Genomic DNA, 23,560 nt, shown 5'->3' with positions numbered 1-23,560 from the left:
TCAAGGCGGGCATATAGCCCGCCGTGATTTTTAATCCTCAAAAAATAATTTTTTTACCGTTTGAGCTTTGCTTTCCTTGAACTCTCTTGCATTGAAATCCCGTAAAAGTTCAAAGAATTTAGGGGCAAGGATTAATACAACTATCAGGTTAATAAAGGTAGGTAAAGCACTGGTGACATCCCCTAAAAGCCATACTATTGCGGGAGGAAGGCCCGTGGTAACCGCAAAAACCACCATTAAAAATCCCGGAATGGGATAAAGGTATTTGTAAACTGTAAGTATTGTTTTATGTAGTTTTTCTTTTCCTTTAAGTAAATGCCTTAATATGATTTCATAATAAGTATACCAGCCCGTGGTGGTGGACCATCCAAAGAGAAAAATCCCCACGGTAACAACCACTTTACCAAAATATCCCAATCCCTTTTCAAAAGCAGCAAGGGTCAATGAAGCTCCGGAAGCTCCGGAAGACCACATACCGGTAGTAATTATAACCAGTGCGGTTATGGAACACACGACAATAGTATCCATAAAAACCTCAAAAGCCCCCCAGAGCCCCTGTCTCACCGGATGATCGGTTTTTGCTGTCGAATGAGCCATGGGAGCAGTTCCCCATCCGGCTTCGTTGCTGTAAATTGACCTTGCTACACCCATTTGCAGCGCTTTTGAAATAGTTGCTCCTGCAAATCCACCCACTGCAGCGGTACCCGTAAAAGCACTCTTAAATATGAGTCCTAAACCGCTTATAGCAGCCGGTAATCGGCTAAGAATTATAAATAAACCGCCTACTATATAAAATATTGCCATAAAAGGAACTACATAACTGGTTACCTCTCCTACCTTCTTTATACCACCTAAAATTACCATATATGTGAGTAATATGTAAATTAATCCAACTAATATCATCGGAATCTTAAAGGTATTATTTATTGCCTCGGAAACGGTATAACACTGTAAAGTAATAAAAAATGTAGAAAAAATGCCCACTCCAAATAATACGGCTAACGGTTTCCAAAATCCAAAACCTCTTTCTATGCCAAGACCTTTTTCCATATAATAGGTTGGTCCGCCATAGGTGGAGCCATCGGGATTTTTATCCCTGTAATGCACCGCAAGTGTTACTTCCACCATTTTTGTCATCATTCCCACAAGGGCACATACCCACATCCAGAAGACGGCTCCCGGCCCACCAACTGCAATAGCGCTGGCTACCCCGGCAATGTTGCCGACGCCTATTGTCCCGGCAAGGGCTATGCTTACAGCCTGGAAGGGAGTAAGCATTCCTTCGCCGCCTTCAGATTTTTTACCTATTTTCCCCAGAGTGTTTTTCAAAATATAGCCGATTTTCCTAAACTGCCAGAAGCCGGAGCCAATTGTTAAATACAATCCTACAAAAAGAACGGTGTAGATCAGGGGTTTTCCCCACAAAAAGCCGGAAAGCACCTCTAAAAATTTTTCTATTGTCATTAAATCCCTCCTTACTTTTTTATAATATTTTATTTTTTATCTTTTCATTAAATTCTTAAAACATTGATTAAAAATCGAAAATAATAAAAATATAATTATAAATTTTTATAAAACAGTGTCTAATTTAATTTATTGCAGTTTTAATATATTATTGCAAAATACGGAAGTTTTGTCAAATATTAATTATTTCAGATCTATTTTTAAGCATAATTTCAAGTATCGTAAGATCGGTTTCTTCCATTCCGGGTATCGCAACCCTACCTAAATTCTTTATTGTTTCTTCTACATCTCCTGAAACAATTCCGCTAAAAGGCTCTATCATTATATTGTATTTAGCTAAAAAAACCATCTGAAAAGCAGTTTCAACTGCAATTAAAGCCTTCAAAGAACATCCGGGTTTGGCACCATCGCAAATAATACCCGAAATACTTCCCATAATATTTTGCATAGCCTCAATAATTCCTTTTTCTCCAAGATTCATTAGATAAGCTATTCCCGCTCCCGACCCCATACATGAAGCCACAGCACAGCCACACAGGGCGGATAATCTACCTATATGGCTTTTTATGTATAAGGTTATTAAAAAACTCAAGGCTAAAGCTCTTAAAAAGCTTATTTCATCTACTTTTAAATATTCCGAAGCTACAATAACCGGAATTGAAGCCATGAGCCCCTGATTCCCACTTCCTCCACAGCTTATAACTGGCATTTTTACACCGGCCATTCTCGCATCTATTGCCCCCGCCGTCCATGCTTTCGCTGTATTAACCATATCTTTATTTAATATTCCTCTCGTATACATTTCATTCAATGTAAATCCAATTCCCAAGCCCCACTTTTCATTTAACCCCTTTTGTGCTATATCAGCATTTATCTTTATTACTTCTTTTAAAAATAACAGTTCCTTTTCGGAAAATTTATTAACCGTATCAATTATATCTTTAATAGCCCAGTCCTTTATCTTTTCTTCTTGCCTTTTATCTTCATTAACCTCATCTTTTAATATCTTCCCATCCACCTCTAAATAAATTATATTTGTATGATTTCCTTTAATAATTACAGTAGATTCATGGTTCAAAGATTCCGCTTCAACTTTTATATATACTCCCGGACAACCGGATAAATAGGTAATATCAACAGCACCCTTCTTTATTAGTGTTAATGCCCTCTTTGTATATTCCCCATCTACATCTTCAAGGATCCCTAACTCTAACTCCGGCTTGACTACCACTGCTCCCAGGGCTGCGGCATATTCCAGGCCTTTATTATCCGCTCCCGGTACATAAACTCCCATTCCATTTTTAAATACATTGGTGCTTACAGTAACTTTTACCTTTAAAACCTCCTCTCCCAACAATTCCACTGCCTTTGCGGTAGCAAAGGCCACCCCTGCAGGTTCCGTGCAACCGGTAGCAAGTTTTAATTCGGATTTTAAAATATTTAGTAACTCTTTACAGCCCAATTTTACCTCCCCTTTATTAAAAATATTTTTTTACGCCAAAAGGAATCATTTATTATATGGGGTTTTTTGAAAAATTTTTAAATTGATATAATTTTCACCTTTACTGGTAAGCCAACAACCCTGCTTTTTTCTACCTATTTCAATTAGCTGGTTACTTTTTAAAATTTTTAAATACTTCTTTATAACGCCTTCGGTAATATTATAATTTCTATTTTTCAGATAATTAAGGATAGTGTTCCGCCCCGTAGTTTGTCCTTTTTTTTCTTTTAAAAATAAGAGAATTGCTTCAGTAATTTCATCATTTACTAATCCCTTCCAAAATTCTATTTGATTTAGATTTTCATTCATTACAGATAATGCTTTTTTATTAACTATATAATCCGGGAGATCCTCAACGTCTATAATTTCTTTATCCATAGCACTGCAGCTGATAAATTCCGCAATGTTTATTAATTCTCTAACATTTCCAGGAAATCTATAGTTTTCTAACAAAATCTTGGCTTCTTTCGTAAAATCTTTTTTTATTCCATAAAATTCTAAAAAGTATTTATTAAGGATATAAAAAATATCTTCTTTTCTCTCCCTCAAAGGAGGGATTTCCAAAGATAGTACATTTAATCTGAAAAATAAATCTTCTCGGAATTTATTTTTTTCTATCAACTCTAATAAATTTTTATTTGTGGCTGCAATAATTCTTACATCAACTGGTATTACTTTCGTTCCTCCTACTCTCATAATCTCTTTTTCTTGTAAAACTCTCAGTAGTCTTATTTGCACATTTAAAGGTGAATCACCTATTTCATCTAAAAAGATAGTCCCCCCGTGGGCTTGTTCAAATAGACCCGGTCTTCCTCCTTTTTTAGCTCCCGTAAAGGCACCTTCTTCATAACCAAACAGCTCGCTTTCAATTAAATTTTCCGGAAGTGCTGCAAAATTTATCGCTACGAATGGGCCATTAGATCTGGCAGATTCATTGTGAATAGCCTGTGCAAAAAGCTCTTTACCGGTACCCGTTTCTCCGAATAACAAAATACTTTTGTCCGTTTTTGCAAATCTTTTTGCGTTTTCCATTATATTTGCCATTTTTTTGTTTATTGTCCAAATATTCTCCCATTTATATTTTGCTAAATAGCCCTTTTCAAATAACTTTATCCTGACCGTCTCTTCAAGTTTTTGTATTTTTGATAGCTCTTTAAAAGTATATATTATGTTATCTTTCTTCCCGTTATCCGTTTTGATCTGGCTAACTATATAATCTTTATTTTCTATACTCACAATTTCTGTCTTTTTATTTTTTATGTCTTCCCCTATGATTTTTATCTTTTTCATCTTTTCTTCGAGGCTTCCGTAATTCTCTTTTGAAAGCCTATCGGAGCCGATATTAAAAATTTTACACACAGTCTGATTAGCTATAATAATATTTCCTTTTTCATCGACCAGGAGTATACCTTCGTCTACTTCATTCAATATAATTTCTTGATTTTTTCTAAGCATTTCCGACTGTTCATGCATTAAGGCTAATTTCTTAGACGTTTCCATTAAGAGGTTATTATAATTTTGTACAAATTTGTCTAAATAGTCCTGTTCCAGCCCCAGAGCAAAAAGAACATCTAAAAAAGTTGTCGGGCTTACCGTTCTTGGTCCAATATCAATTTTATTTTCAATTTTTTCAGGGCAAAGATGCATCATGCCAGGTGATATAGCCGTATCGATATTTTTTAAGTCTAAATTGGCTCCTTTGAAATAGGGTATATATTCTAAATGAGTAATGCCAAGGTTTATCAAAGAATCTATGGTTTCCTGAGTTGCAACCCTTGGATTATTTACTACAAGCACTTTTTGACCCCTTGGTAGCATTATAACTTTTTCCAGGTTATATCCCGTTATAATTCTTTTTGCTCCAATTATCTTGCTATTAGGAAAAAGTTTTTGAGCCACAGGAAGCATAAAATTGCCTGAGGTTAAAACCACCTCTTCGGCTTCTGAAACGGTAATCCCTTCGTCTATGGAATATCCAATTATCTCAATATGAGAATCATTTAAAATCATTTTAAACAAATTCACTAAATATTCTTTTACTAATTTATCCGTTGATAATATCACCAATTTTTTATACATCATAGCAACCTTCTTTGCATTTATTTTCATTAATTATATAAATTAAATTCTCTTTTTTTTAAGTAATTCCTCTAATTTGATCGCAAAAAGAAAAAGACCACCGAAAATACATTTTTCAATGGCCGAATTAATTATTATTTACTTTTAATTCTTTAAGACTCAACTCCATCCAAAAAACATAATCCACAAATATTTTCAAATTCTCTATGTTAATTAAATCCTTAGCGATATATATTTTTATATCTCCTATTATGTATTCTTTAAAATTTTGTAATTCTTCTTCTTTTGGCTTTACCGTTAGACCTAACGGCATTTTTTCAGATTTGGTTCATCAAGTGTGAATATTAACCTCTTTTATAGTCAATACCCCTCCATTTTTCTTAACGTAATTAATAAAATAGTTTTTCATAGTTGTGCCCCCATATATTATCACAAACCGAGTTCATCTGCTACATATTTTAGATTCAATTCTTCAAGTTTTTTTCGTGTAGGCCGACCGTTGCTATCCCACCCTCTAAGTTCATAGTATTTATCAAGGAGTTTCTCTATTGTCTCAAAGGAAATCTTTTGTCCCGCTGTCGGACCTTCTCCTTTCAACTCTTCTTTATAAAATCTCGCGGGAGGATAATCATATTTCCTTCCGAAGTCATCTATTTCCCTGAAATTAAAAGCCCTTGTTAAATTGTATTCCCTTTCACCAACCCTTAATAAATCCTCCCATTCGTATTCGATCCCTGTTATATATTTGAATACATCTTTGTAATGATGTAATTGAAAACCCAGTTCTATCCACGGAAATCTGCAAACGTTTAAACTATCTATCATCGGTCTTATGTGTTGAAGTTCAATAATCTTCTCTGCCTTGCCTTCTACTTCGTACCTGCCCACAGCAATATCATAAGTTATAGCCCAGGCTCTGTTATGGTGAGCCCCTATATCGCATGTCATATAAGCTAAAAGCATTCCCGCCGCATTGCGTGGCTCATAACCACTTACTTCTAAACCTTTTACATGAATAGCATAATTTTCAGATCCTTTTCCAAAGGTCTTCGATGCATTCCTTACGCCATTGGCAAGGACATCCCCTATACCCTCTCTTTTTACGATCTTTTCTATTAGGTAGATTACAGATTCCATATCTCCGAATTTAAGTTCTTTTCCGTCGCAGTCGTCCTTATTAATAACTCCTTTTTCAAAGCATTCAAGAGCAAAAGCTATTACATTCCCACCGGAAATTGTGTCAATTCCGTATTCATCCATAAGAAAATTGATATACCCTACTTTTTCAATATCGTCTATCATGCAATTTCCGCCGATCAATGCAATGGTTTCGTATTCAGGTCCTTCTACATACGCTTCCTTACCCGAGTATCTAACCCTGGAATATTTACCGCAGGGTATGGGACAGGAAAAACAACCCTTATCCAATACGTGTATCGTTTCTCTTAGTTTTTGTCCTGTTAATTTAGATGCTCCTTCAAAATAGCCCATACTAAAATTTTTTGTAGGGAATGCACCGTTATCGTTTACCCACTGGGTAATATCTGCAGTTCCATATGGAGTCCAGGTTTTAAAAGCTGGAAGCCTGTAAATCTCATTATACATTTCCTTGCCTTTTTCCAACAATTTGTCCGGATCTTTTACTGGCACAGTCTTGTTACCCCTAATGGCTATTGCCTTTAATTTTTTGAAGCCCATTACCGCCGCAATTCCCGTTCTTCCAGCCTGACGTCCGAAATCATGGGATATACAAGAAAACTTAACTAAATTTTCACCTGCAGGACCAATAGTTGCTATCTGATATTCTTCGCCCAAGTCTTCCTTTAACATTTTTTCGCATGTAATTGCCCCTTTGCCCCAATATTTTGTTCCATCAATTAACTTAATTTTCTCATTTTCAATAACTAGAACCTTGGGGCTTTCGCACTTTCCTTCAATAATCACCGCATCATAACCTGCAAGTTTCAACTCAGCTGCGATATGGCCACCCATATTGCTGTCTCCATATCCCCCGGTCAGTGGGGATTTGGAGCCAAACTCAATTTTCCCGCTGGAAGGTAAGAAACTACCGGATAGAGGCCCTATGGCAATAATTATTTTATTTTCTTCCGAGAGAGGGTTGACACCTTTTTTTATTTCATCATACAGGTACTTTGCAACAAAACCTCTTCCTCCTATGAAGTTAAGTATGGTGCTATCGTCTATTCCTTCTACAGTAAATTTTTCATCGGTTAAATTAACTCTAAGTAACTTTTTATTATAACCGTATATCATTCTTAATCCCTCCCTCTTCATCCATCAGGGCTGCCCTGGGACAAATTTTTATACACTCACCACAATTGTCACATTTAATCGGAAATCCTATCTCATCAAAAACTATTACATTGTAGGGGCAAACATCTTTGCATGCTCCGCATTTTATACAGAGGGTTCGGTTTATAATATATGCCTCACCTTCTTTGGTAATTGCATTAGTAGGACATACTTTTGCACATTCTCCGCATTGAGTGCATACATTGATGGAAAAACTTCCGGGTTCGGGAAAATGCCCAAATATCTTTAATGCACCTTTTTTATGATTAACCTCTTTAAAATGAACTAAGGAACAAATAACCTGACATACCCTGCAACCTGAACATGCCTCACTATTTAGTTTGAATTTCATCAATTCACCTCCAAAATTTTATTACAACTGATGCAGTTCATTTACTTTTGAAATTATCTCATCATTGCTGTAATGAGTTAAACTGCTGACCACTATATGGGTAATGAAAGAAACCGGTAATGATATCAGTATATGAGAGAGCGAGGGCATCTTGGTAAACCAGAGTAAATAGCAGTATAAAACTCCGCCGATGATGATACTTGCTAAAGCACCTTTTTCATTAGCTTTCTTCCACCAGAGACCTAAAATTATTGATGGGAATAAGCTTGAGCCTAAAAGCCCTATGGCTGCAGTATAAAGCATTGTCAAAAGCTTGGGAGGATTAAGAGCAAAAATTACCGCGAGTAGTCCTGCAATCCATGTTACAACTATACTTAATTTTACTATTTGATTCTCGCTGGCTTTGGTATTTATAAATTTTGCATATACGTCGTTTACCACCGCACTGGTTACAGCCAGTATGAGAGCATCGGTGGTTGACATTACTGCAGCCATAACCGCCGCTACTGCTAAACCGTTTATTATTCTACTCGGCAGGTATTTTTCTATAACCTTTAAAAACAGCATATCCGCATCTTTTAAGTCAGCAAAATATATATGGCCTACCGAAGAGATTGCCGTTACCCCAAATACTATCATGAAAGCATAAATAATAACCGCATAGTTTAGAGATAATTTAGCAGTTTTTCCATCCCTTGTAGAAAACACTCTCATTACCAGATGCGGAACGGTGCAGGCTGCAATAAACCAGACCACGAAAGCTCCTATATAAGAGGATACGGGCATAGCTGCCACATTTCCTAATTTCGGATTTGCGGTGGTAGCTTGAATCAGCAAAGGTGTTATACCACCAAAACTTGCAAAAATCAAAAAAGCCACAATTAATACCATGAAAACCATTAACATACCCTGAACTATATCCGTTATCGTAATAGCCCACATTCCTCCTATGGATACATAAAGCGTAAAAACTATTGACGTTAAAATTACAGCATAGTTATAGGGTAAACCCAAAAGGTAAACCGCTGTTATACCCGCTGCTTTTAACTGGGCTACGATATATACTTCCATACAGAGCATGATGAGTATGGGTACAATAATGCTTACCGCTTTATTGTTGTACCTAAAATTGAAAAACTCAGTTACGGTTCTCGCTTTTAAGTTTCTGAATTGCTTTGCCATCAAAATTGCAGCAAGGGGAAATCCGGCTGCAGCACCTGAAAACATAGCAAAGACGTACGGAAGCCCCATTTTAAATCCGAGACCATTCACTCCAAGGATTGATCCTCCACTGGCTAAAGCTGCCATAAGTGCCCAGGAGTTTGCAAATGTTCCTATCTTACGCCCTGCAACCCAGTAATCATCGGTAGAATTGCTTACTTTTTTGTTCGCCCATAAACCTATTAAGATACAAGCTATAATATATATCAGTGTAACGGTAAATTCTACAGCTTTCATTTATACCCCTCCTATTTTTCCTCTTTTAAGACAAAATAAAGATGCAATAAGGGAGCAATAAACATCAACAATGCCATGAGCCATCCAAAGATCGATAGTCCTGCAATTTTTACAGGGGATTTTATTAAGAAAAAGGTAATAATAACGTATAGAAGTAGTATCACCAAAGTAATTTTATCTCCCTTAGGCATGGGAAAAAAACTTTTTTCCATTTTCTAAACCCTCCTATCCTCCAAAAATATTTAAAAAAATATTTACTGTATCCCCCCTTTTTATAAAAAAATCCTCATTATTTTTGTATACCCTCCCACCTTTTTCAAAATAAATATAGTTTACCAAATTACTTAATTTAGGACATTTTTTTATAAGTAATTCCTTAAATTCATCAACTCTTAGTTCTGTCTCAATTTCTTCCAATAATATTTTTTTACAACCCGTGATACTTTCAAGTTGATTACTTATGTTCACCGTAATCAAAGCTTAATCACTCCCAAAATTTAATTGATTCAAATACATCTTTTATTACTTTTTCTAATATTTTTATTATTTCGTTTATCTCGATCTCCGTAACCGTTAAAGGCGGTGCAACCATTACAGCATCACCTTTAGTCCCATCAGCACACAAAGCTGCACCGTAGAGCATCAATCCCTCCTCTAATGCTTTATCCACTATCCTTTCGGTTAGCCCTAATGAGGGATCAAAAGTCTCCTTAGTTCTTTTATTCTTTACAAATTCAATCCCCATCATTAATCCCTTACCTCTTACATCTCCAATAAAGGGATATTTCTCCTTTAAAATTTCTAATTTATTTAAGATCAGATCTCCACTTTTTTCACATTTTTCTATTAAATTATTTTTATTAAGATAATCAATTACGGCGCAACCCGCTGCCGCAGAAACAGGATTCCCTGCAAAGGTATAACCGTGAGCAAATTTTCCGCTCCCTTTTTTAAAAACTTCGTAAATCGATTCCTTAATGGCAACTGCACCAAGCGGAGCATAACCTCCACTTATTCCCTTTGCCATACATATAACATCGGGTATGACCTTCCAGTGATCTACAGCAAAGTTTTTACCGGTTCTACCTACCCCTGTCATAACTTCATCGGCAATAAAAAGGATATCGTATTTATCACACAATTCCCTTATATACTGTAAATACCCATCTTTTGGAACCGCCGCACCTAAGGTAGATCCAACAATGGGTTCTATTATTATAGCAGCAATATTTTCAGGCCCTTCTCTTTTTACCAATTTTTCTATATTTTCTGCGCATTCAAGATTACATTCATCTGGATTTTTATCAAATGAACATCTATAACAATAAGCAGGTTCAGCATGGGGAAAATCCAAAAGTAAAGGTGAATATCTTACCCTCCTTGCCACATTACCGCTTAATGATAATGCTCCCATAGTATTTCCATGGTAACTCTGCCAACGTGAAATAACCTTATATTTTGTAGGTTTACCTTTTTCAACATAATATTCCCTTGCAAGTTTTAAAGCCGTTTCTACCGCTTCAGATCCTCCGGAAGCAAACAATACTCTACTTATTTCTTTTGGAGAAATTTTAATTATTTTTTCGGAAAGTTCTATTATTTTTTCATTTGAAAATTTAAATCTATGGGCAAATTCTACTTTTTTCATCTGCTCATATATAGCTTCAATTACCTCGTCAACTCCGTGACCAATATTTGAGACAAGGGCTCCCGAACATGCATCTATATACTTCTTTCCCTTATTGTCCCATAGATAAATACCCTCACCTTTGACAATAATTGGAAATTCTTTTTTTAAATTTGGATAAAAAATGTAATCCATAAACCAGCTCTCCTTAAATTTCCATTATTTTTAAATTTTTATCTAAACAAAATTCTAAATCTGTAATGCAGCTTAAGATATCAATATTAATTTCAGGTGCAACCTCTTTTAAAAATACTCTGCCATCCCTGAATTCAAAAAGGCCGTATTCCGTAACTACAATATCTGCCTCCTTCAACCCGGTTATGGGTAAATTACATTTTTTTACCAGTTTAGGTTTACCCTCTTTTGTTGTATGCTGCATTGCTACTAATACTTTTTTTGCACCACACACTAAATCCATTGCTCCTCCTACACCCAATTGTTTTCCGTTGGGTATAATCCAATTAGCAATATTACCTTCTTCATCCACCTGGAACGCTCCTATAACAGTTGCATCAATGTGGCCTCCCCTTATCATTCCAAACGAAGTTGCACTATCAATATAGCAGCATCCCGGTGTTTCAGTTACGGGAACTCTCCCAGCATTTATTAAATTAAAATCTTTTTTGTTTTCCAAAGCTGCCGGGCCAACTCCCAGCATTCCATTTTCCGATTGAATAAAAATTTTTTGACTATTAATGTAATCCGCTACCATTGTAGGTATTCCCACCCCCAGGTTTATAAAAAGAACTCTTTCTTTCGACCATTCATCAAAAATTTTTGCTATTCTTTTCGCTATTCTGTTTTTTGCAAGTTCTTCGGGAATTATGTTCATTGAAATGCCTCCCTCTTAGTAATGATATCCACAAATATATGGGGAGTAATGATATGCTCGGGATTAAGGCTACCTGCTGGTACCACCTCATCGACTTCCACTATTACCAAATCTGCTGCCATAGCCATGATAGGGTTAAAATTTCGGGCAGTTTTGTAATATATGAGATTTCCTAATTCATCTGCAATATAAGCTTTTATAAGAGCTACATCCGCTTTTATCGCATATTCCAGAACATACTGCTTTCCGTTTATTAACCTTATTTCTTTTCCTTCTGAAAGATCCGTCCCAACAGATGTAGGAGTATAAAAAGCCGGTATGCCTACTCCTGCAGCCCTTATTGCTTCAGCAAATGTCCCCTGAGGAACAAGAGTTACTTCAATTTTACCTTGATTCTTTGCTTCAGCTACCTCAGGATTCCAATTGTAATAAGTCCCTATTAGAGCCTTTACTTGATTATTTCTCAACAGTCTCCCCAAACCTATTCCAGGAGAACCCAAATCATTACTAATAATTGTTAGATTATCAATTTTACTTTCACAAAGAGCATCGATTAAGCTATTGGGATAACCCGCCGTTCCAAATCCACCAATCATTACACGGGAACCGGGTTTAATAGATGATATTGCTTCCTTTGCAGTCTTTAATTTATTCATAAATATTCCTCCTCAGAATGTTAGCAATTGTAAGTGCTCATTCTATATTTTCAAGGATTATACTCATTCCCATGCCCCCAGCTACACAAATTGTAGCAAGCCCATATCTCACCTTACGTCTTTTCATTTCATACAGAAGCGTGATAATAATCCTGGCACCCGAACATCCCAGGGGATGCCCCAAAGCAATCGCTCCTCCGTTTACATTTACAATTTCGGCATTCAAATTTAGTTCTTTAATTACCGCAATACTTTGTGCAGCAAAAGCTTCATTTAATTCAATCAATTCAATATCCTTTAATGTTAATCCAGCTTTTTTTAACGCTTCCAAAGTAGCTGGAACCGGGCCAATTCCCATTATCCTTGGGTCAACACCAGCTGCACTGAACGAAATTATTTTTGCTAATGGTTTTATTTTTAATTCCTTAGCTTTTTCCATAGACATCAAAACCAGCGCGGCCGCTCCATCACTTCTCATAGAACTATTTCCTGCCGTAACCGTTCCATTTTCTTTAAAAACAGGTTTTAATTTTGATAATTTCTCAATACTTGTGTCTTTTCGAGGGCCTTCATCAATGTAAACAAATCTCTGCTCTCCTTTTAAGTTTATCATTACCGGGATTATTTCTTTTGAAAATGTTCCCGTTTCCAGTGCTTTAACCGCTTTAATATGGCTGTTTAAAGCAAACTCATCCTGTTCACTTCTACTTATTCCATAAATTTCCGATAGATTTTCTGCAGTAATTCCCATATTAAAACTCCCGTATATCTCTTCTGGTTGAGATTTTGGTTGACTTTCAGTGTTTGGGTCTACAAGCTCCCCATTTCCTGCAATATACCCAAATCGAGCATTCCTTAAATAATAAGGAGCTGTGCTCATACTTTCTACGCCACCTGCTAAAACAATATCTGCATAACCACAATATATTTCGAAAAAAGAGTTTACAACAGCCTGCATCCCCGAAGCACATTGTCTGTGAACCGTATAAGCAGGAATCTTTTCAGGGAATCCTGCTTTTAATCCCGATACCCTGGCAATATTAGGAGCATCAGAACTTTGTTTGGTCTGCCCTATAATTATTTCATCCACCATATCTTTTTTTAATTCAGCTCTATTTACCACCTCATTTAAAACAAGGCTCATCAAATTTTCAGCAGAAATATCCTTAAAATAACCCCCTATCTTGCCTATAGGGGTCCTTACAGCAGATGTTATTACAACTTCTTTCAAATCCTTTACCTCCCTATGTTTACTTAAAAAAAAATTATTGCAATATTTATGCCAGGCAAACTATACAGATTTTTATCATGAAATTTATTTATTAAGAACTTTTTAGGATGTTTTTTGGATGTATAATGTAGAAAGACTTTCCATAAAAGCAACCTATTTCATCCTAATATATCCCATATTAATAAAAACCCGAGTGTCAAGTATCTTCCTTAAATTCTTGCACCCCAAATGGCCTACAATCATATAATGTATTAGACTAAATTTTAGGAGGTAATAGAATGGAAAACATCGAAAAAGTAATAGGGCCCAAAAAAGATAGATCATTCCTTGTGTTTCTCATTCTGATATTACTTTTACTCGGAGACAATTTTTAACAATAAGAGCCGTGCTTTAAAGCACGGCTTTTATAATTTTATTGTTTATCTTTTAAAATTTTTTGGATTGGGAGCTTATATTCGTACAAATAATTTTTCATTGGCGATTTTAAATTCATATAGCTTTTCTTTAATTGTTATTTTTTAAGTTTTAAATGTATTTTTATGATATATAATATATATTAGACAAAAATTCGGTAACAAAGGTTACTAAAATTAGAAATATTTGGAGGTAATATGAAAGAAATTGTAAGTTCCTTAACCCTATGCCCGTTATTTAAAAGCATGTCCAAAAAAAATATTGAAGATATTTTAAATTCTGTTGATTACAAAATAAAACCTTTTAATAAAGGCCAGTTAATAGCTGTTGAAGGGGACGACTGCCTCAACATAGGAATAATCCTTGATGGAAGCGTAGAAATAAAAAAAATTTTTGCTTCCGGCAGGTCTATTACCGTGGCTTCTTTGAAAAAAGGAAACATATTCGGGGAGGTTATAATTTTCTCCGATATTAGAAAATATCCCTCCACAATTACTGCTTTTACCGAAACAAAGATAATGTTTATATCCGTAGATGATGTAATAAAACTTTGTAACAGCAATAAAAAATTTCTCTTTAACTTTATTTCCCTTCTCTCTAACAGAATTTTAATGCTTAACGAAAAAATAACTATTATTTCTCAAAAAAGCATTAGGCAAAAAATTTCCCTTCTATTACTGGAAGAATTTAAAAAAAATAAGAGCTTAATTTTGGAATTACCCTTATCGAGAAAGGACCTGGCAGAATACCTGGGAATACCAAGACCTTCGCTTTCCAGGGAAATGATAAAAATGAAAAATGAGGGCATTATCGATTTTAAGAAAAATACCATTAAGATATTAAATTTATCGGAACTGGAGAATTCTTTAATTGAATAACTATTAAAAAATAACCCGGGTTAATCCCGGGTTAAAATCTTAGGTCTTTGCATATAATCAGTGTGTAAAAGCTGATAGCACCTCTCGCTCAACGGTCTCCCTAAATATTCTCTGTAAAGCTCCAAAACTGCCGGGTTTTCATGGGACCTCCTGATATTTTTACCTTCATCTATATCGTAAATAGCTTTCATACGCTTTAACCTTATACTGTCGTTTGTAGGAATCACCTGTCCTCCCCCACCTAAGCATCCACCAGGACAGGCCATTACCTCAACAAAATGGTATTGAACTTCTGTCTTTTTGATTCTTTCCATAAGCTCTTTCGCATTCTTAAGTCCATGGGCAACAGCAGCTTTTATTTTAAAATTTTTTATTTCTAACTCGACTTCTTTAATTCCCTCCATTCCTCTTACCGGATGTATTTCTATATGCTTTAATTCCTCACCGGTAAGGAAATAATATGCTGTCCTTAAAGCCGCTTCCATTACCCCACCCGTTGCACCGAATATAGCACCCGCTCCCGTCGAAATCCCTAAAGGAAAATCGTAATCTTCGGGTTTCAATTTTAATATGTCAATATTCATTTCCCTTATCATCCGTGCAAGTTCCCGCGTCGTTATTACTATATCTACATCCTGATACCCGCTGGATACCATTTCGCCCCTTTGAGCTTCAAATTTTTTAGCAGTACAGGGCATTATGGATACTACGACAATTTTTTGAGGAGGTATCCTATTTTTAGCCGCATAATAGGTTTTTATAAGCGCTCCCATCATCTGCTGAGGAGATTTACAGGTAGATAAGTTATCCAGTAATTCAGGGTAAAAATGTTCGCAAAATTTTATCCAACCCGGACTGCAGGAAGTTATCAAGGGCATCTTTCCTCCTTGTTCTAAACGCTCAACGAGTTCACTTGCTTCTTCAACAATCGTAAGGTCGGCTGTAAAATTTGTATCGAATATTTTGTAAAATCCCATTTTTCTCAAAGCCGCGACCATCTGACCGGTAACAATACTTCCAGGCTCCATCCCAAAAGCCTCGCCTAATGCTACCCTTACTGCAGGAGCGGTTTGCGCAATTACAAATTTTTGTGGATCGGAAAGTGCATCAAATACCTTATCAGTATCGTCCCTTTCGGTCAGGGCACCGGTAGGACATACCAGCACGCATTGCCCGCACTGAGCGCATGGCATTTTACTTAAGCCTTGATTAAAGGGTGGATCAATTGAAGTATTAAAACCCCTGTGATGAGGTTCTATTATACCTATCCCCTGTATTTCACCGCATACGTTTACACATCGTCGGCAAAGTATGCACTTGTTAGGATCTCGTACTATAGCAGGTGTAGTCTCATCTTTGTTAAAAATACTTTTTTCACCGCTGTATTTAATATCGGTTATATTTAATCTATAAGCCATTTCTTGAAGTTCACAATTACCATTTCTTATACATGCAGGACATTCCATAGGGTGATTGGATAATATAAGCTCTAAAATCGTTTTTCTTGCTTTTCTTATGAATGGAGAATTAGTTTTTACTATCATTCCTTCCGATGCGGGAGTTACACAGGCTGCCTGTAGGTTTTTTGCACCTTTTACTTCTACTACACAGAGTCTGCATACACCCATCGGTTTTAGGTCTTCTCTGTAACAGAGAGTAGGTATATAAATCCCTGCCTTTTTGGCAGCATCCAGGATGGTAGCACCTTCTTCAACATGAACATTTATATTATCAATTGTAAGATTTAGCATACTCTACCCCACCCTCCTCGTTCTGTTTTACATCGCACCTTAAACACCTGCATGCTTCCTCATAAGCTGCGCTCTCTTCAAGTGTCAATTCCACTTCTTTAAAACTATTTATTCTTTCCTGTGCCTTTAATTTAAAAGTTGCACACCTATTCCTGTGTTCTTCATAAATCTCATAGTCCGCTGTCCGGGGATAATAGCTCTTCTTTTCATACATATTGCCTCCTAAATATTTGTCTATGGATATAGCAGCTTTTCTACCCGACGCTATAGCTTCTATTACCGTAGAAGGTCCCGATACACAGTCCCCTCCTGCAAATACTCCAGGTATTGAAGTTTCCATGGTTTCTTTATCTATGGTAATGCTCATTCCTTTTGGCACTTTTATTGCCCCTAAATCTACCTGCTGTCCAAGGGCGAAAATTACGTTATCTACTTTTATGCTAAACGAAGACCCATCTATTGGCACCGTTCTTCTCCTGCCGTTTTCATCAAAATCGGCAGGTTTCATCCTGATTACTTCAATTCCATTCACCCTACCACCTTCACCTATAATCCGAATAGGAGCTGTATAAAAGTGTAATTTTACGCCTTCTTCAATAGCATCTTTGACCTCTTCAGGTAAAGCCGGCATTTCATCAGGACCACGCCTGTAAAACACATTAACCTCTTTTGCGCCCTTTCTGAGTGCTACTCTAGCAGCATCAACAGCAGCATTGCCCCCGCCTATAATGGCAACTTTTTTGCCTATGTCAATATATTCGTTTAAGTTTACCTTCTTTAGGAATTCCAACGCTGAGTATACACCGTAAAGCTCATTTCCCGGTATATCTAGTCTAATATCTTTTTGGGCTCCTATAGCAATAAATATCGCATCAAATCCCTGGTATTTCAAATTTTCTATGGTAAAGTCCTTACCCAAAGCCATATTTAAATGTATTTCAACACCCGCAGATTTTATATGTTCTATTTCTGATTTTAAAACATCTTTTGGCAGCCTGTATTCCGGAATACCAATGGCTAACATACCACCGGCTATAGGAAGTGCTTCAAAGACGGTAACGCTATACCCTTCCAGTGCAAGGTAATAAGCTGCGGTAAGGCCTGCAGGTCCCGAGCCTATTACTGCAATTTTCTTGCCCTTTGCTTTTTTAACTACCGGCAAATGCGGGTTTTTCACATCGTAATCCGCAGCAAACCTCTTTAATGCTCTAATAGCCAGCGGCTCATCTATTTGAGCCCTGCGACACTTAGACTCGCACGGATGATTGCACACTCTACCGCATACCGCCGGGAATGGGTTATTTTCTCTAATTATACTTACTGCTTTTTCGTAATCCTTCATTCTTATAGCATTAATATAAAGCGGTACTTCCACCCCTGCAGGGCATGCATTTTGGCAGGGTGAATTAAAAAGGCTTGCACATACTGAAGCCGGACATTTTTTGTATTTAATATGGGCCTCATATTCATCCCTAAAATATTTTATTGTACTGAGCACGGGATTCGGTGCGGTCTGGCCAAGCCCGCATAAGGCGGTTTCTTTTATAATTTCTCCCAACTCAATAAGCCGTTCAATATCCCCCTCTTTACCTTCACCTCGTGTAATCCTATCCATAATTTCAAGCATCCGCTTTGTTCCCAACCGGCAGGGTGCACACTTTCCACAGGACTCATCCTGAACAAATTGGAGAAAATATTTTGCAAAATCTACCATGCAGGTATCTTCGTCAACTACTATTAGCCCGCCTGACCCCATTATCGTTCCAAGTTCTTTTAAAGATTCATAATCTACTGGGGTGTTAAGGTACTTTTGGGGAATGCATCCTCCAGAGGGACCTCCTGTTTGAGCGGCTTTAAATTTTTTTCCACCGGGTATACCCCCACCTATATCGTAAATGATCTCACCAAGCGCGGTACCCATAGGTACTTCCACTAACCCGGTATTTTTTATTTTACCGGCGAGGGCAAAGACCTTAGTCCCCTTGCTGTTTTCCGTTCCGTAGCCAGAAAACCAATCTGCTCCTCTCAGGATAATGGGACATATATTTGCATAAGTCTCCACGTTATTTATAAGCGTAGGTTTGCCTAAGAATCCTTCATTTGCTGGAAAAGGAGGCTTGGGGCGAGGCTCTCCCCTTTTCCCCTCTGCAGATGCTATTAATGCCGTTTCTTCTCCGCAAACGAAAGCACCGGCACCCACCTTTATATCTATATCAAAGTCGAACCCGCTACTTAAAATATCTTTGCCTAAAAGTCCTCGTTCCCTTGCTTGTTCTATCGCATGCTTTAATCTTTCTACAGCAAGGGGATACTCCGCACGCACATAAACATAACCCTGGTTGGATCCTACCGCATATCCCGCTATAGCCATTGCTTCTATAACAGAGTGAGGATCTCCTTCCAGGATGCTCCTATCCATAAAGGCACCGGGATCGCCTTCATCGGCATTGCACAGTACATACTTAGGACTACCCTTTGCTTTTGCAGTAAAACTCCACTTAAGCCCGGTAAGGAATCCCGCACCCCCTCGCCCTCTTAAACCGGATTTTTTTATTTCTTCAATAACGTCCTCTGGCTTCATCGTAAATAATACCTTTGCCAGAGCCCTATATCCGTCTGCCGCGATGTACTCCTCAATATTCGTAGGATCTATGAGTCCCACATTTCTCAGGGCTATTTTTACCTGTTTGGCAAAAAATGGATTTTCATCCTTGCAAATTATGGGGGTTCCATTTGAATCCTTAATTAGAAGTTCTTCCACAATTTCTCCCAAGAAAAGATGTTTTTGGATAATTTTATCCGCTCCTTCTGGAGTCACTTTTGTGTACAGCACTCCATCAGGATAAATTACAACCATTGGCCCTAAATGACATGGACCCATGCATCCGGTAATTATTACTTTTATTTCGGAGGATAAATTCATTTCTTCAATTTTATTTAAAAGCCGGTCCTTTACTTTTATACAACCGGAAGAAATACAACCTCCTCCGCCACATACCAGCACATGTTTTCTATAAAATTCCATTCTTACCCCTCCTTAAACATTAGGAATAACCCACTCTTTGATGATCGTTCTTCTCATTATATGGTGAAACAATATTCCTCTTGCTTTTTCCGGTGTTACATAGCAGTAGGTTACTGCGGGAAGACCTTCCATATATACATGTACCAAGGGTTCCATTGAACAAAGACCTATGCATCCAGTAGTTTTTATTTTTACCGGTATACCTTTTGTTTCTATCTCATTTATAAAAGTGTTTAATACATCCTTAGCACCGGCAGCTATACTGCAAATCCCATAACATATCACAATAGTAGCAAAGGGAGAAACTTCTTCGGTATTCATAACCAACCTCCTTTCCGTAAAAATTCTCTCCTTTACTTCAAGCTGTCACTAACTTTGTTGAAGGTTTTAATTCTGCCCTCTTTCTGCTTTTTACTATCTCTTCCTGTTCTTTCATAACTTCCTCGTAATTTTTAAAAGGAGGCTCGTATTTTGAAATGATTTTGGGAATATCATCGGGTTTTAATCTTGCATAAACATCTTCATTTATCATCATTACCGGTCCCAATCCGCAGGCACCCAAGCATCGAACTATATCGATGGAAAATAAACCGTCATCAGTGGTATCGCCCGGCTGTATCTTTAAGTACTGAGTTAATTTTTCTATGATTTTTTCAGATCCCCTTACATAACAAGCAGTTCCTTTACATACGCTTATTCGATATTTTCCCTTTGGTTTTAAAGAAAAAAATGCATAAAAAGTAACAATACTGTACACTTCACTTAAAGGTATGTCCAAATATTCTGATATTTTAATTTGTACTTTCATAGGAATAAATCCAAATCGATTTTGGACATCTCTCAATATTTGTAAAAGTTCCTCTTTTTTTCGCCCGTAACCCTTCAATAATTCTTCAACCCATAACAAGTCTTCCTGAGTTATATCAAAAACTTTTTCAGACATATTTACTTCCTCCTTACTCTTTTTGCTAATCATTTCTAAGCAATTTTTATACCTATGGACATTCTAAAATAAAACAATTTTTTTATTGAAAAATAAAATAAAAAAAGCATCGGAAATATTTAAATAATTTTTCCGATGCTTAAAAGCATTAATATAAAATTATATGTGAATGTTATAATTTTATTTTGACAATTATTTCAAAAATGCACCGAAACATCAAAAATGCGAGAGTGCATTAACTATTGTCCTTTAATTTTTTAAGTTTTCTAACTACCGTCGACTGATTTATCCCCAGTAGGTCTGCCATTTCGTAAGTATTTTTGCACTTTTTTCTTGCAAGAAATAAAAGCTGTTTTTCTACCATTTCAATGGCTTCCTTAAGCGGCATCAAACCTTCCACGGTAATTTTACAATGATTTTGTCGAGAAGTTTCGCTTTTCTTTATATATTGAGGCAGATCTTCAACTCCTATGAAATTTTTTTCTGACGTCACCAGTATTCTTTCAACAAAATTTTCCAATTCCCTGACATTTCCCGGCCATGAATAATCTTTGAGTACATCTATTGCTTCTTGCAGAAGAGTTTTTGAAATTCCATTACGTTTATTATAGTAATTTACAAAATAGAGTATAAGAGGTTCGATATCTTCTTTTCTCTCCCGTAACGGAGGTACAGTAATAGGTACCACACTTAACCTGTAATATAGGTCCTCTCTGAAAACTCCATCCTCTACCATTTTTCTTAAGTCTCTATTTGTAGCTGCTATAATCCTTATATCAACTTCAATGGGTTTTATACCTCCTAACCGCGTAAGCTCCCGGTCCTGCAGAACTTGTAGCAGCTTTACCTGCAAGTTCAGCGGAAGGTCGCCGATTTCATCGAGAAAAAGGGTACCCTTATGGGCCATTTCTATTAACCCCGGCTTGCCTTCACGCTTTGCCCCAGTAAATGCACCGGTTTCATACCCAAAAAGTTCTGATTCCAGCAGACTTGCCGGAATTGATCCACAATTTATTTTAACGAAAGGTCCTTTACTGCGAGGGCTGTTATCATGAATAAATCTGGCAATTAACCCCTTCCCAACACCGGATTCTCCGAGAAGGAGAACCGTTGAATCTACGTTTGCCAGTCTCAAGCAAAGGTGTATTAATTTTTCCATGACAGGACTAACCGAAACTATTCTGTGCAAGGGCCTCGAGTCTCCGGAATGTGTACATTTTTCTAAGTATCTTTTGAGTTTTTCGGCATCAAGGGCATCCTTTGTAAGACTTTGATATTCATCAATATCCATGGCATTTATTAATACCCTGACAATTTCACCATTTTCATTGAATATAGGAGTCCCGGTAGTAAAAAGCCTTCTTTTCCCCGCCTGCTGAATTAAAGTAAGCCTCCTTTTTTCTTTTATAACAAGTTTAGTAATGGAAGGGTATATTACTCGATTTTTTTCCAACTCCTCAGTGTTTTTTCCTATCACATCTTCACGGGAAACACCTAAAAATTTGGTAAAGGCCGCATTAAGCCTTAATATTTTACCCTGTCCATCAGTAACCAGGACTCCATCGTAAGACGACTCTATTATCGCGGACATTTCCCTGTTTAACTCATCAATACGATTTTTTTCCTGAATTTCTTTTGTCAAAAGATAAGGCAAGCACATCTCTATCTCAGCAATACCATTGTATACAGCCACTGCTTTTTCCCTGCAGGTGTCATATCCGCATGCACCGCAGTTTAATTCATCTCCTTTATTAAACTTATTTGTATGTATAAGTATTCTTTTTATTTCATCTTCTGTCGGTACGTTCATTTTTACACTTTTATTTTTAAAACTGCGGGTAAGATCTAAATTATTAATAATATCTTTAAAAGCATCAAGCTTTAACCTTTTATCATCACCCACTATTCCGGAAAAAGCAAATTTTTCAACCCTTTCACCACCGGTATAAAAATTATCATGTTTAAAATACGGACCATCCACACAACCGCGGCACATAAGAATATCAACGAAATTTGGTTTAAATTCCCCTTTATCGATGCTTTCAAGGCATTTTATTGCATCCCTGCCATCGGCAGTAATAAATTTTCGTGAAAATGCTACCCGCCCTTTCAAAGATTGTAAAAGCCCGCCGCTTACCGGAAATCCTCTGAAAACGGCATCTGGCAGCGGACCATCAAAACTGCACACTTCTTGAGAATTTATCACAATATTTTTCAAATTAAAAAGGTCTTTCATCTCGCTGAAGGTTAAAACCACATCTACTCCGTATACTTCCTTAGCCTCATCCTTTTTCGCAATGCAAGGACCTATAAATATCACATATGCACCGGGATGTAAACATTTTACTAACCTTCCAATTGCTATCATAGGAGAGACCAAAGGTGCCAAATTGGGAATAAGATTTGGAAAATGTTTTTCAATCAAATTGACTATTGCAGGACATGGGGTACTTATTATAGGAAATAAAGGCGACATTTTTAATAATTCTTCGTAAGCCTTTCCAACAAGTTCAGCACCAACAGCTACCTCCCATACTTCATCAAAACCCAATGCCTTAAGTCCCCCTATAATCCTACCGACTTCGTCAATTTTAAACGCAGCAGAAAAACTGGGGGCGATTACGGCAACCTTAAACTTTTTTTCGTTAAGTATCCTAAAAGTTTCTTCAATCCCGCTTTCTATAACCTTAGCGTTTTGCGAGCACACCTTAACACAATTCCCGCATGAAATACAGCGCTCCACAAGTACCTCTGCTTGACCCTCTTTTACCCTAACCGCCTTGACAGGACAATTACGAACGCAGGAATAACACTGCCTGCATTTATTTTTTTCTGTCATAACAATGCAGGACATTATTTACCCTCCTGAATCTTCATATTTATCACTTATATTATATATAATCAAAATATTAGTGATAATATTATTTTTCTTAAAATACTCGATCTATTAAAATTACAAATATCTTTTTTTAATTA

General features: G+C 36.8%; 18 protein-coding genes. 1 reads left to right on the top strand and 17 read right to left on the bottom strand.

What is annotated here, in order from left to right; all coding sequences use genetic code 11:
• Positions 1-30: 30 nt before the first annotated feature.
• From ATZ99_RS00690 to ATZ99_RS00630, 12 genes are all read right to left on the bottom strand, one after another.
• Positions 31-1,458 (bottom strand): alanine/glycine:cation symporter family protein, encoded by a 1,428-nt coding sequence (locus ATZ99_RS00690; RefSeq protein WP_068747443.1) that lies wholly within the window; start codon positions 1,456-1,458, stop codon positions 31-33.
• A gap of 178 nt (positions 1,459-1,636) precedes the next feature.
• Positions 1,637-2,926 carry an L-cysteine desulfidase family protein gene (locus tag ATZ99_RS00685; RefSeq protein WP_068747333.1) on the bottom strand — a complete coding sequence of 430 codons (1,290 nt, stop codon included), beginning with the start codon at positions 2,924-2,926 and terminating at the stop codon, positions 1,637-1,639.
• A 45-nt stretch (positions 2,927-2,971) separates the two neighbouring features.
• Positions 2,972-5,047 (bottom strand): sigma-54 interaction domain-containing protein, encoded by a 2,076-nt coding sequence (locus ATZ99_RS12065; RefSeq protein WP_187694801.1) that lies wholly within the window; start codon positions 5,045-5,047, stop codon positions 2,972-2,974.
• 426 nt (positions 5,048-5,473) lie between these two features.
• Positions 5,474-7,318 carry an aldehyde ferredoxin oxidoreductase family protein gene (locus tag ATZ99_RS00670; protein WP_222927045.1) on the bottom strand — a complete coding sequence of 615 codons (1,845 nt, stop codon included), beginning with the start codon at positions 7,316-7,318 and terminating at the stop codon, positions 5,474-5,476.
• Positions 7,302-7,709 carry a 4Fe-4S binding protein gene (locus ATZ99_RS00665; protein ID WP_068747330.1) on the bottom strand — a complete coding sequence of 136 codons (408 nt, stop codon included), beginning with the start codon at positions 7,707-7,709 and terminating at the stop codon, positions 7,302-7,304. Before ATZ99_RS00665 ends, ATZ99_RS00670 begins: the two co-directional genes overlap by 17 nt.
• A gap of 21 nt (positions 7,710-7,730) precedes the next feature.
• Positions 7,731-9,167, bottom strand: a complete 1,437-nt coding sequence (locus ATZ99_RS00660; RefSeq protein ID WP_068747329.1) for a sodium:solute symporter family protein — start codon at positions 9,165-9,167, stop codon at positions 7,731-7,733.
• An 11-nt stretch (positions 9,168-9,178) separates the two neighbouring features.
• Positions 9,179-9,379, bottom strand: coding sequence for a hypothetical protein (locus tag ATZ99_RS00655; RefSeq protein WP_068747328.1), 201 nt, complete (start codon positions 9,377-9,379; stop codon positions 9,179-9,181).
• A 13-nt stretch (positions 9,380-9,392) separates the two neighbouring features.
• Entirely contained in the window at positions 9,393-9,584 is a 192-nt protein-coding gene (locus tag ATZ99_RS00650) for a hypothetical protein (protein ID WP_157074676.1), read from the bottom strand.
• A 67-nt stretch (positions 9,585-9,651) separates the two neighbouring features.
• Positions 9,652-10,989 (bottom strand): aspartate aminotransferase family protein, encoded by a 1,338-nt coding sequence (locus ATZ99_RS00645; protein WP_068747326.1) that lies wholly within the window; start codon positions 10,987-10,989, stop codon positions 9,652-9,654.
• Between the two features lie 13 nt (positions 10,990-11,002).
• Complete coding sequence (locus tag ATZ99_RS00640) at positions 11,003-11,686, bottom strand: 3-oxoacid CoA-transferase subunit B (protein ID WP_068747325.1); 684 nt, start codon at positions 11,684-11,686, stop codon at positions 11,003-11,005.
• Complete coding sequence (locus ATZ99_RS00635) at positions 11,683-12,342, bottom strand: CoA transferase subunit A (RefSeq protein ID WP_068747324.1); 660 nt, start codon at positions 12,340-12,342, stop codon at positions 11,683-11,685. The genes ATZ99_RS00640 and ATZ99_RS00635 overlap by 4 nt, the downstream gene beginning before the upstream one ends.
• Positions 12,343-12,379: 37 nt before the next feature.
• Positions 12,380-13,573 carry a thiolase family protein gene (locus tag ATZ99_RS00630; protein ID WP_068747323.1) on the bottom strand — a complete coding sequence of 398 codons (1,194 nt, stop codon included), beginning with the start codon at positions 13,571-13,573 and terminating at the stop codon, positions 12,380-12,382.
• A gap of 611 nt (positions 13,574-14,184) precedes the next feature.
• Between ATZ99_RS00630 and ATZ99_RS00625 the strand changes: the two genes are divergently transcribed.
• Entirely contained in the window at positions 14,185-14,865 is a 681-nt protein-coding gene (locus tag ATZ99_RS00625) for a Crp/Fnr family transcriptional regulator (RefSeq protein WP_068747322.1), read from the top strand.
• A gap of 20 nt (positions 14,866-14,885) precedes the next feature.
• Here the strand turns inward: ATZ99_RS00625 and ATZ99_RS00620 are convergent, their stop codons facing one another.
• From ATZ99_RS00620 to ATZ99_RS00600, 5 genes are all read right to left on the bottom strand, one after another.
• Positions 14,886-16,616: an NADH-dependent [FeFe] hydrogenase, group A6 gene (locus ATZ99_RS00620; RefSeq protein WP_068747321.1), complete on the bottom strand. Its 1,731-nt coding sequence runs from the start codon at positions 16,614-16,616 to the stop codon at positions 14,886-14,888.
• A complete protein-coding gene (gene nuoF, locus ATZ99_RS00615; RefSeq protein WP_068747320.1) occupies positions 16,597-19,641 on the bottom strand; it encodes an NADH-quinone oxidoreductase subunit NuoF in 3,045 nt (1,014 codons plus the stop codon). Before nuoF ends, ATZ99_RS00620 begins: the two co-directional genes overlap by 20 nt.
• Before the next feature lie 12 nt (positions 19,642-19,653).
• Positions 19,654-19,962, bottom strand: a complete 309-nt coding sequence (locus tag ATZ99_RS00610) for a (2Fe-2S) ferredoxin domain-containing protein (RefSeq protein WP_068747319.1) — start codon at positions 19,960-19,962, stop codon at positions 19,654-19,656.
• A gap of 37 nt (positions 19,963-19,999) precedes the next feature.
• Positions 20,000-20,584, bottom strand: a complete 585-nt coding sequence (gene nuoE, locus ATZ99_RS00605) for an NADH-quinone oxidoreductase subunit NuoE (protein WP_083947276.1) — start codon at positions 20,582-20,584, stop codon at positions 20,000-20,002.
• A gap of 235 nt (positions 20,585-20,819) precedes the next feature.
• Entirely contained in the window at positions 20,820-23,438 is a 2,619-nt protein-coding gene (locus tag ATZ99_RS00600) for a sigma 54-interacting transcriptional regulator (RefSeq protein ID WP_068747318.1), read from the bottom strand.
• Positions 23,439-23,560 lie beyond the last annotated feature (122 nt).

Source organism: Thermovenabulum gondwanense (genome assembly GCF_001601575.1).
GTDB classification, from domain to species: Bacteria; Bacillota; Thermosediminibacteria; order Thermosediminibacterales; family Thermosediminibacteraceae; genus Thermovenabulum; species Thermovenabulum gondwanense.
This window is presented reverse-complemented; position numbering and strand designations above follow the sequence as displayed.

Excerpts from the sequence above, each read along its gene's own strand:
- ATZ99_RS12065 (WP_187694801.1), bottom strand. The coding sequence starts at position 5,047 with ATGATGTATAAAAAATTGGTGATATTATCAACGGATAAATTAGTAAAA.
- ATZ99_RS00670 (WP_222927045.1), bottom strand. The coding sequence starts at position 7,318 with ATGATATACGGTTATAATAAAAAGTTACTTAGAGTTAATTTAACCGAT.
- ATZ99_RS00665 (WP_068747330.1), bottom strand. The coding sequence starts at position 7,709 with ATGAAATTCAAACTAAATAGTGAGGCATGTTCAGGTTGCAGGGTATGT.
- ATZ99_RS00660 (WP_068747329.1), bottom strand. The coding sequence starts at position 9,167 with ATGAAAGCTGTAGAATTTACCGTTACACTGATATATATTATAGCTTGT.
- ATZ99_RS00655 (WP_068747328.1), bottom strand. The coding sequence starts at position 9,379 with ATGGAAAAAAGTTTTTTTCCCATGCCTAAGGGAGATAAAATTACTTTG.
- ATZ99_RS00645 (WP_068747326.1), bottom strand. The coding sequence starts at position 10,989 with ATGGATTACATTTTTTATCCAAATTTAAAAAAAGAATTTCCAATTATT.
- ATZ99_RS00640 (WP_068747325.1), bottom strand. The coding sequence starts at position 11,686 with ATGAACATAATTCCCGAAGAACTTGCAAAAAACAGAATAGCGAAAAGA.
- ATZ99_RS00635 (WP_068747324.1), bottom strand. The coding sequence starts at position 12,342 with ATGAATAAATTAAAGACTGCAAAGGAAGCAATATCATCTATTAAACCC.
- ATZ99_RS00625 (WP_068747322.1), top strand. The coding sequence starts at position 14,185 with ATGAAAGAAATTGTAAGTTCCTTAACCCTATGCCCGTTATTTAAAAGC.
- ATZ99_RS00620 (WP_068747321.1), bottom strand. The coding sequence starts at position 16,616 with ATGCTAAATCTTACAATTGATAATATAAATGTTCATGTTGAAGAAGGT.
- nuoF (WP_068747320.1), bottom strand. The coding sequence starts at position 19,641 with ATGGAATTTTATAGAAAACATGTGCTGGTATGTGGCGGAGGAGGTTGT.
- ATZ99_RS00610 (WP_068747319.1), bottom strand. The coding sequence starts at position 19,962 with ATGAATACCGAAGAAGTTTCTCCCTTTGCTACTATTGTGATATGTTAT.
- nuoE (WP_083947276.1), bottom strand. The coding sequence starts at position 20,584 with ATGTCTGAAAAAGTTTTTGATATAACTCAGGAAGACTTGTTATGGGTT.
- ATZ99_RS00600 (WP_068747318.1), bottom strand. The coding sequence starts at position 23,438 with ATGTCCTGCATTGTTATGACAGAAAAAAATAAATGCAGGCAGTGTTAT.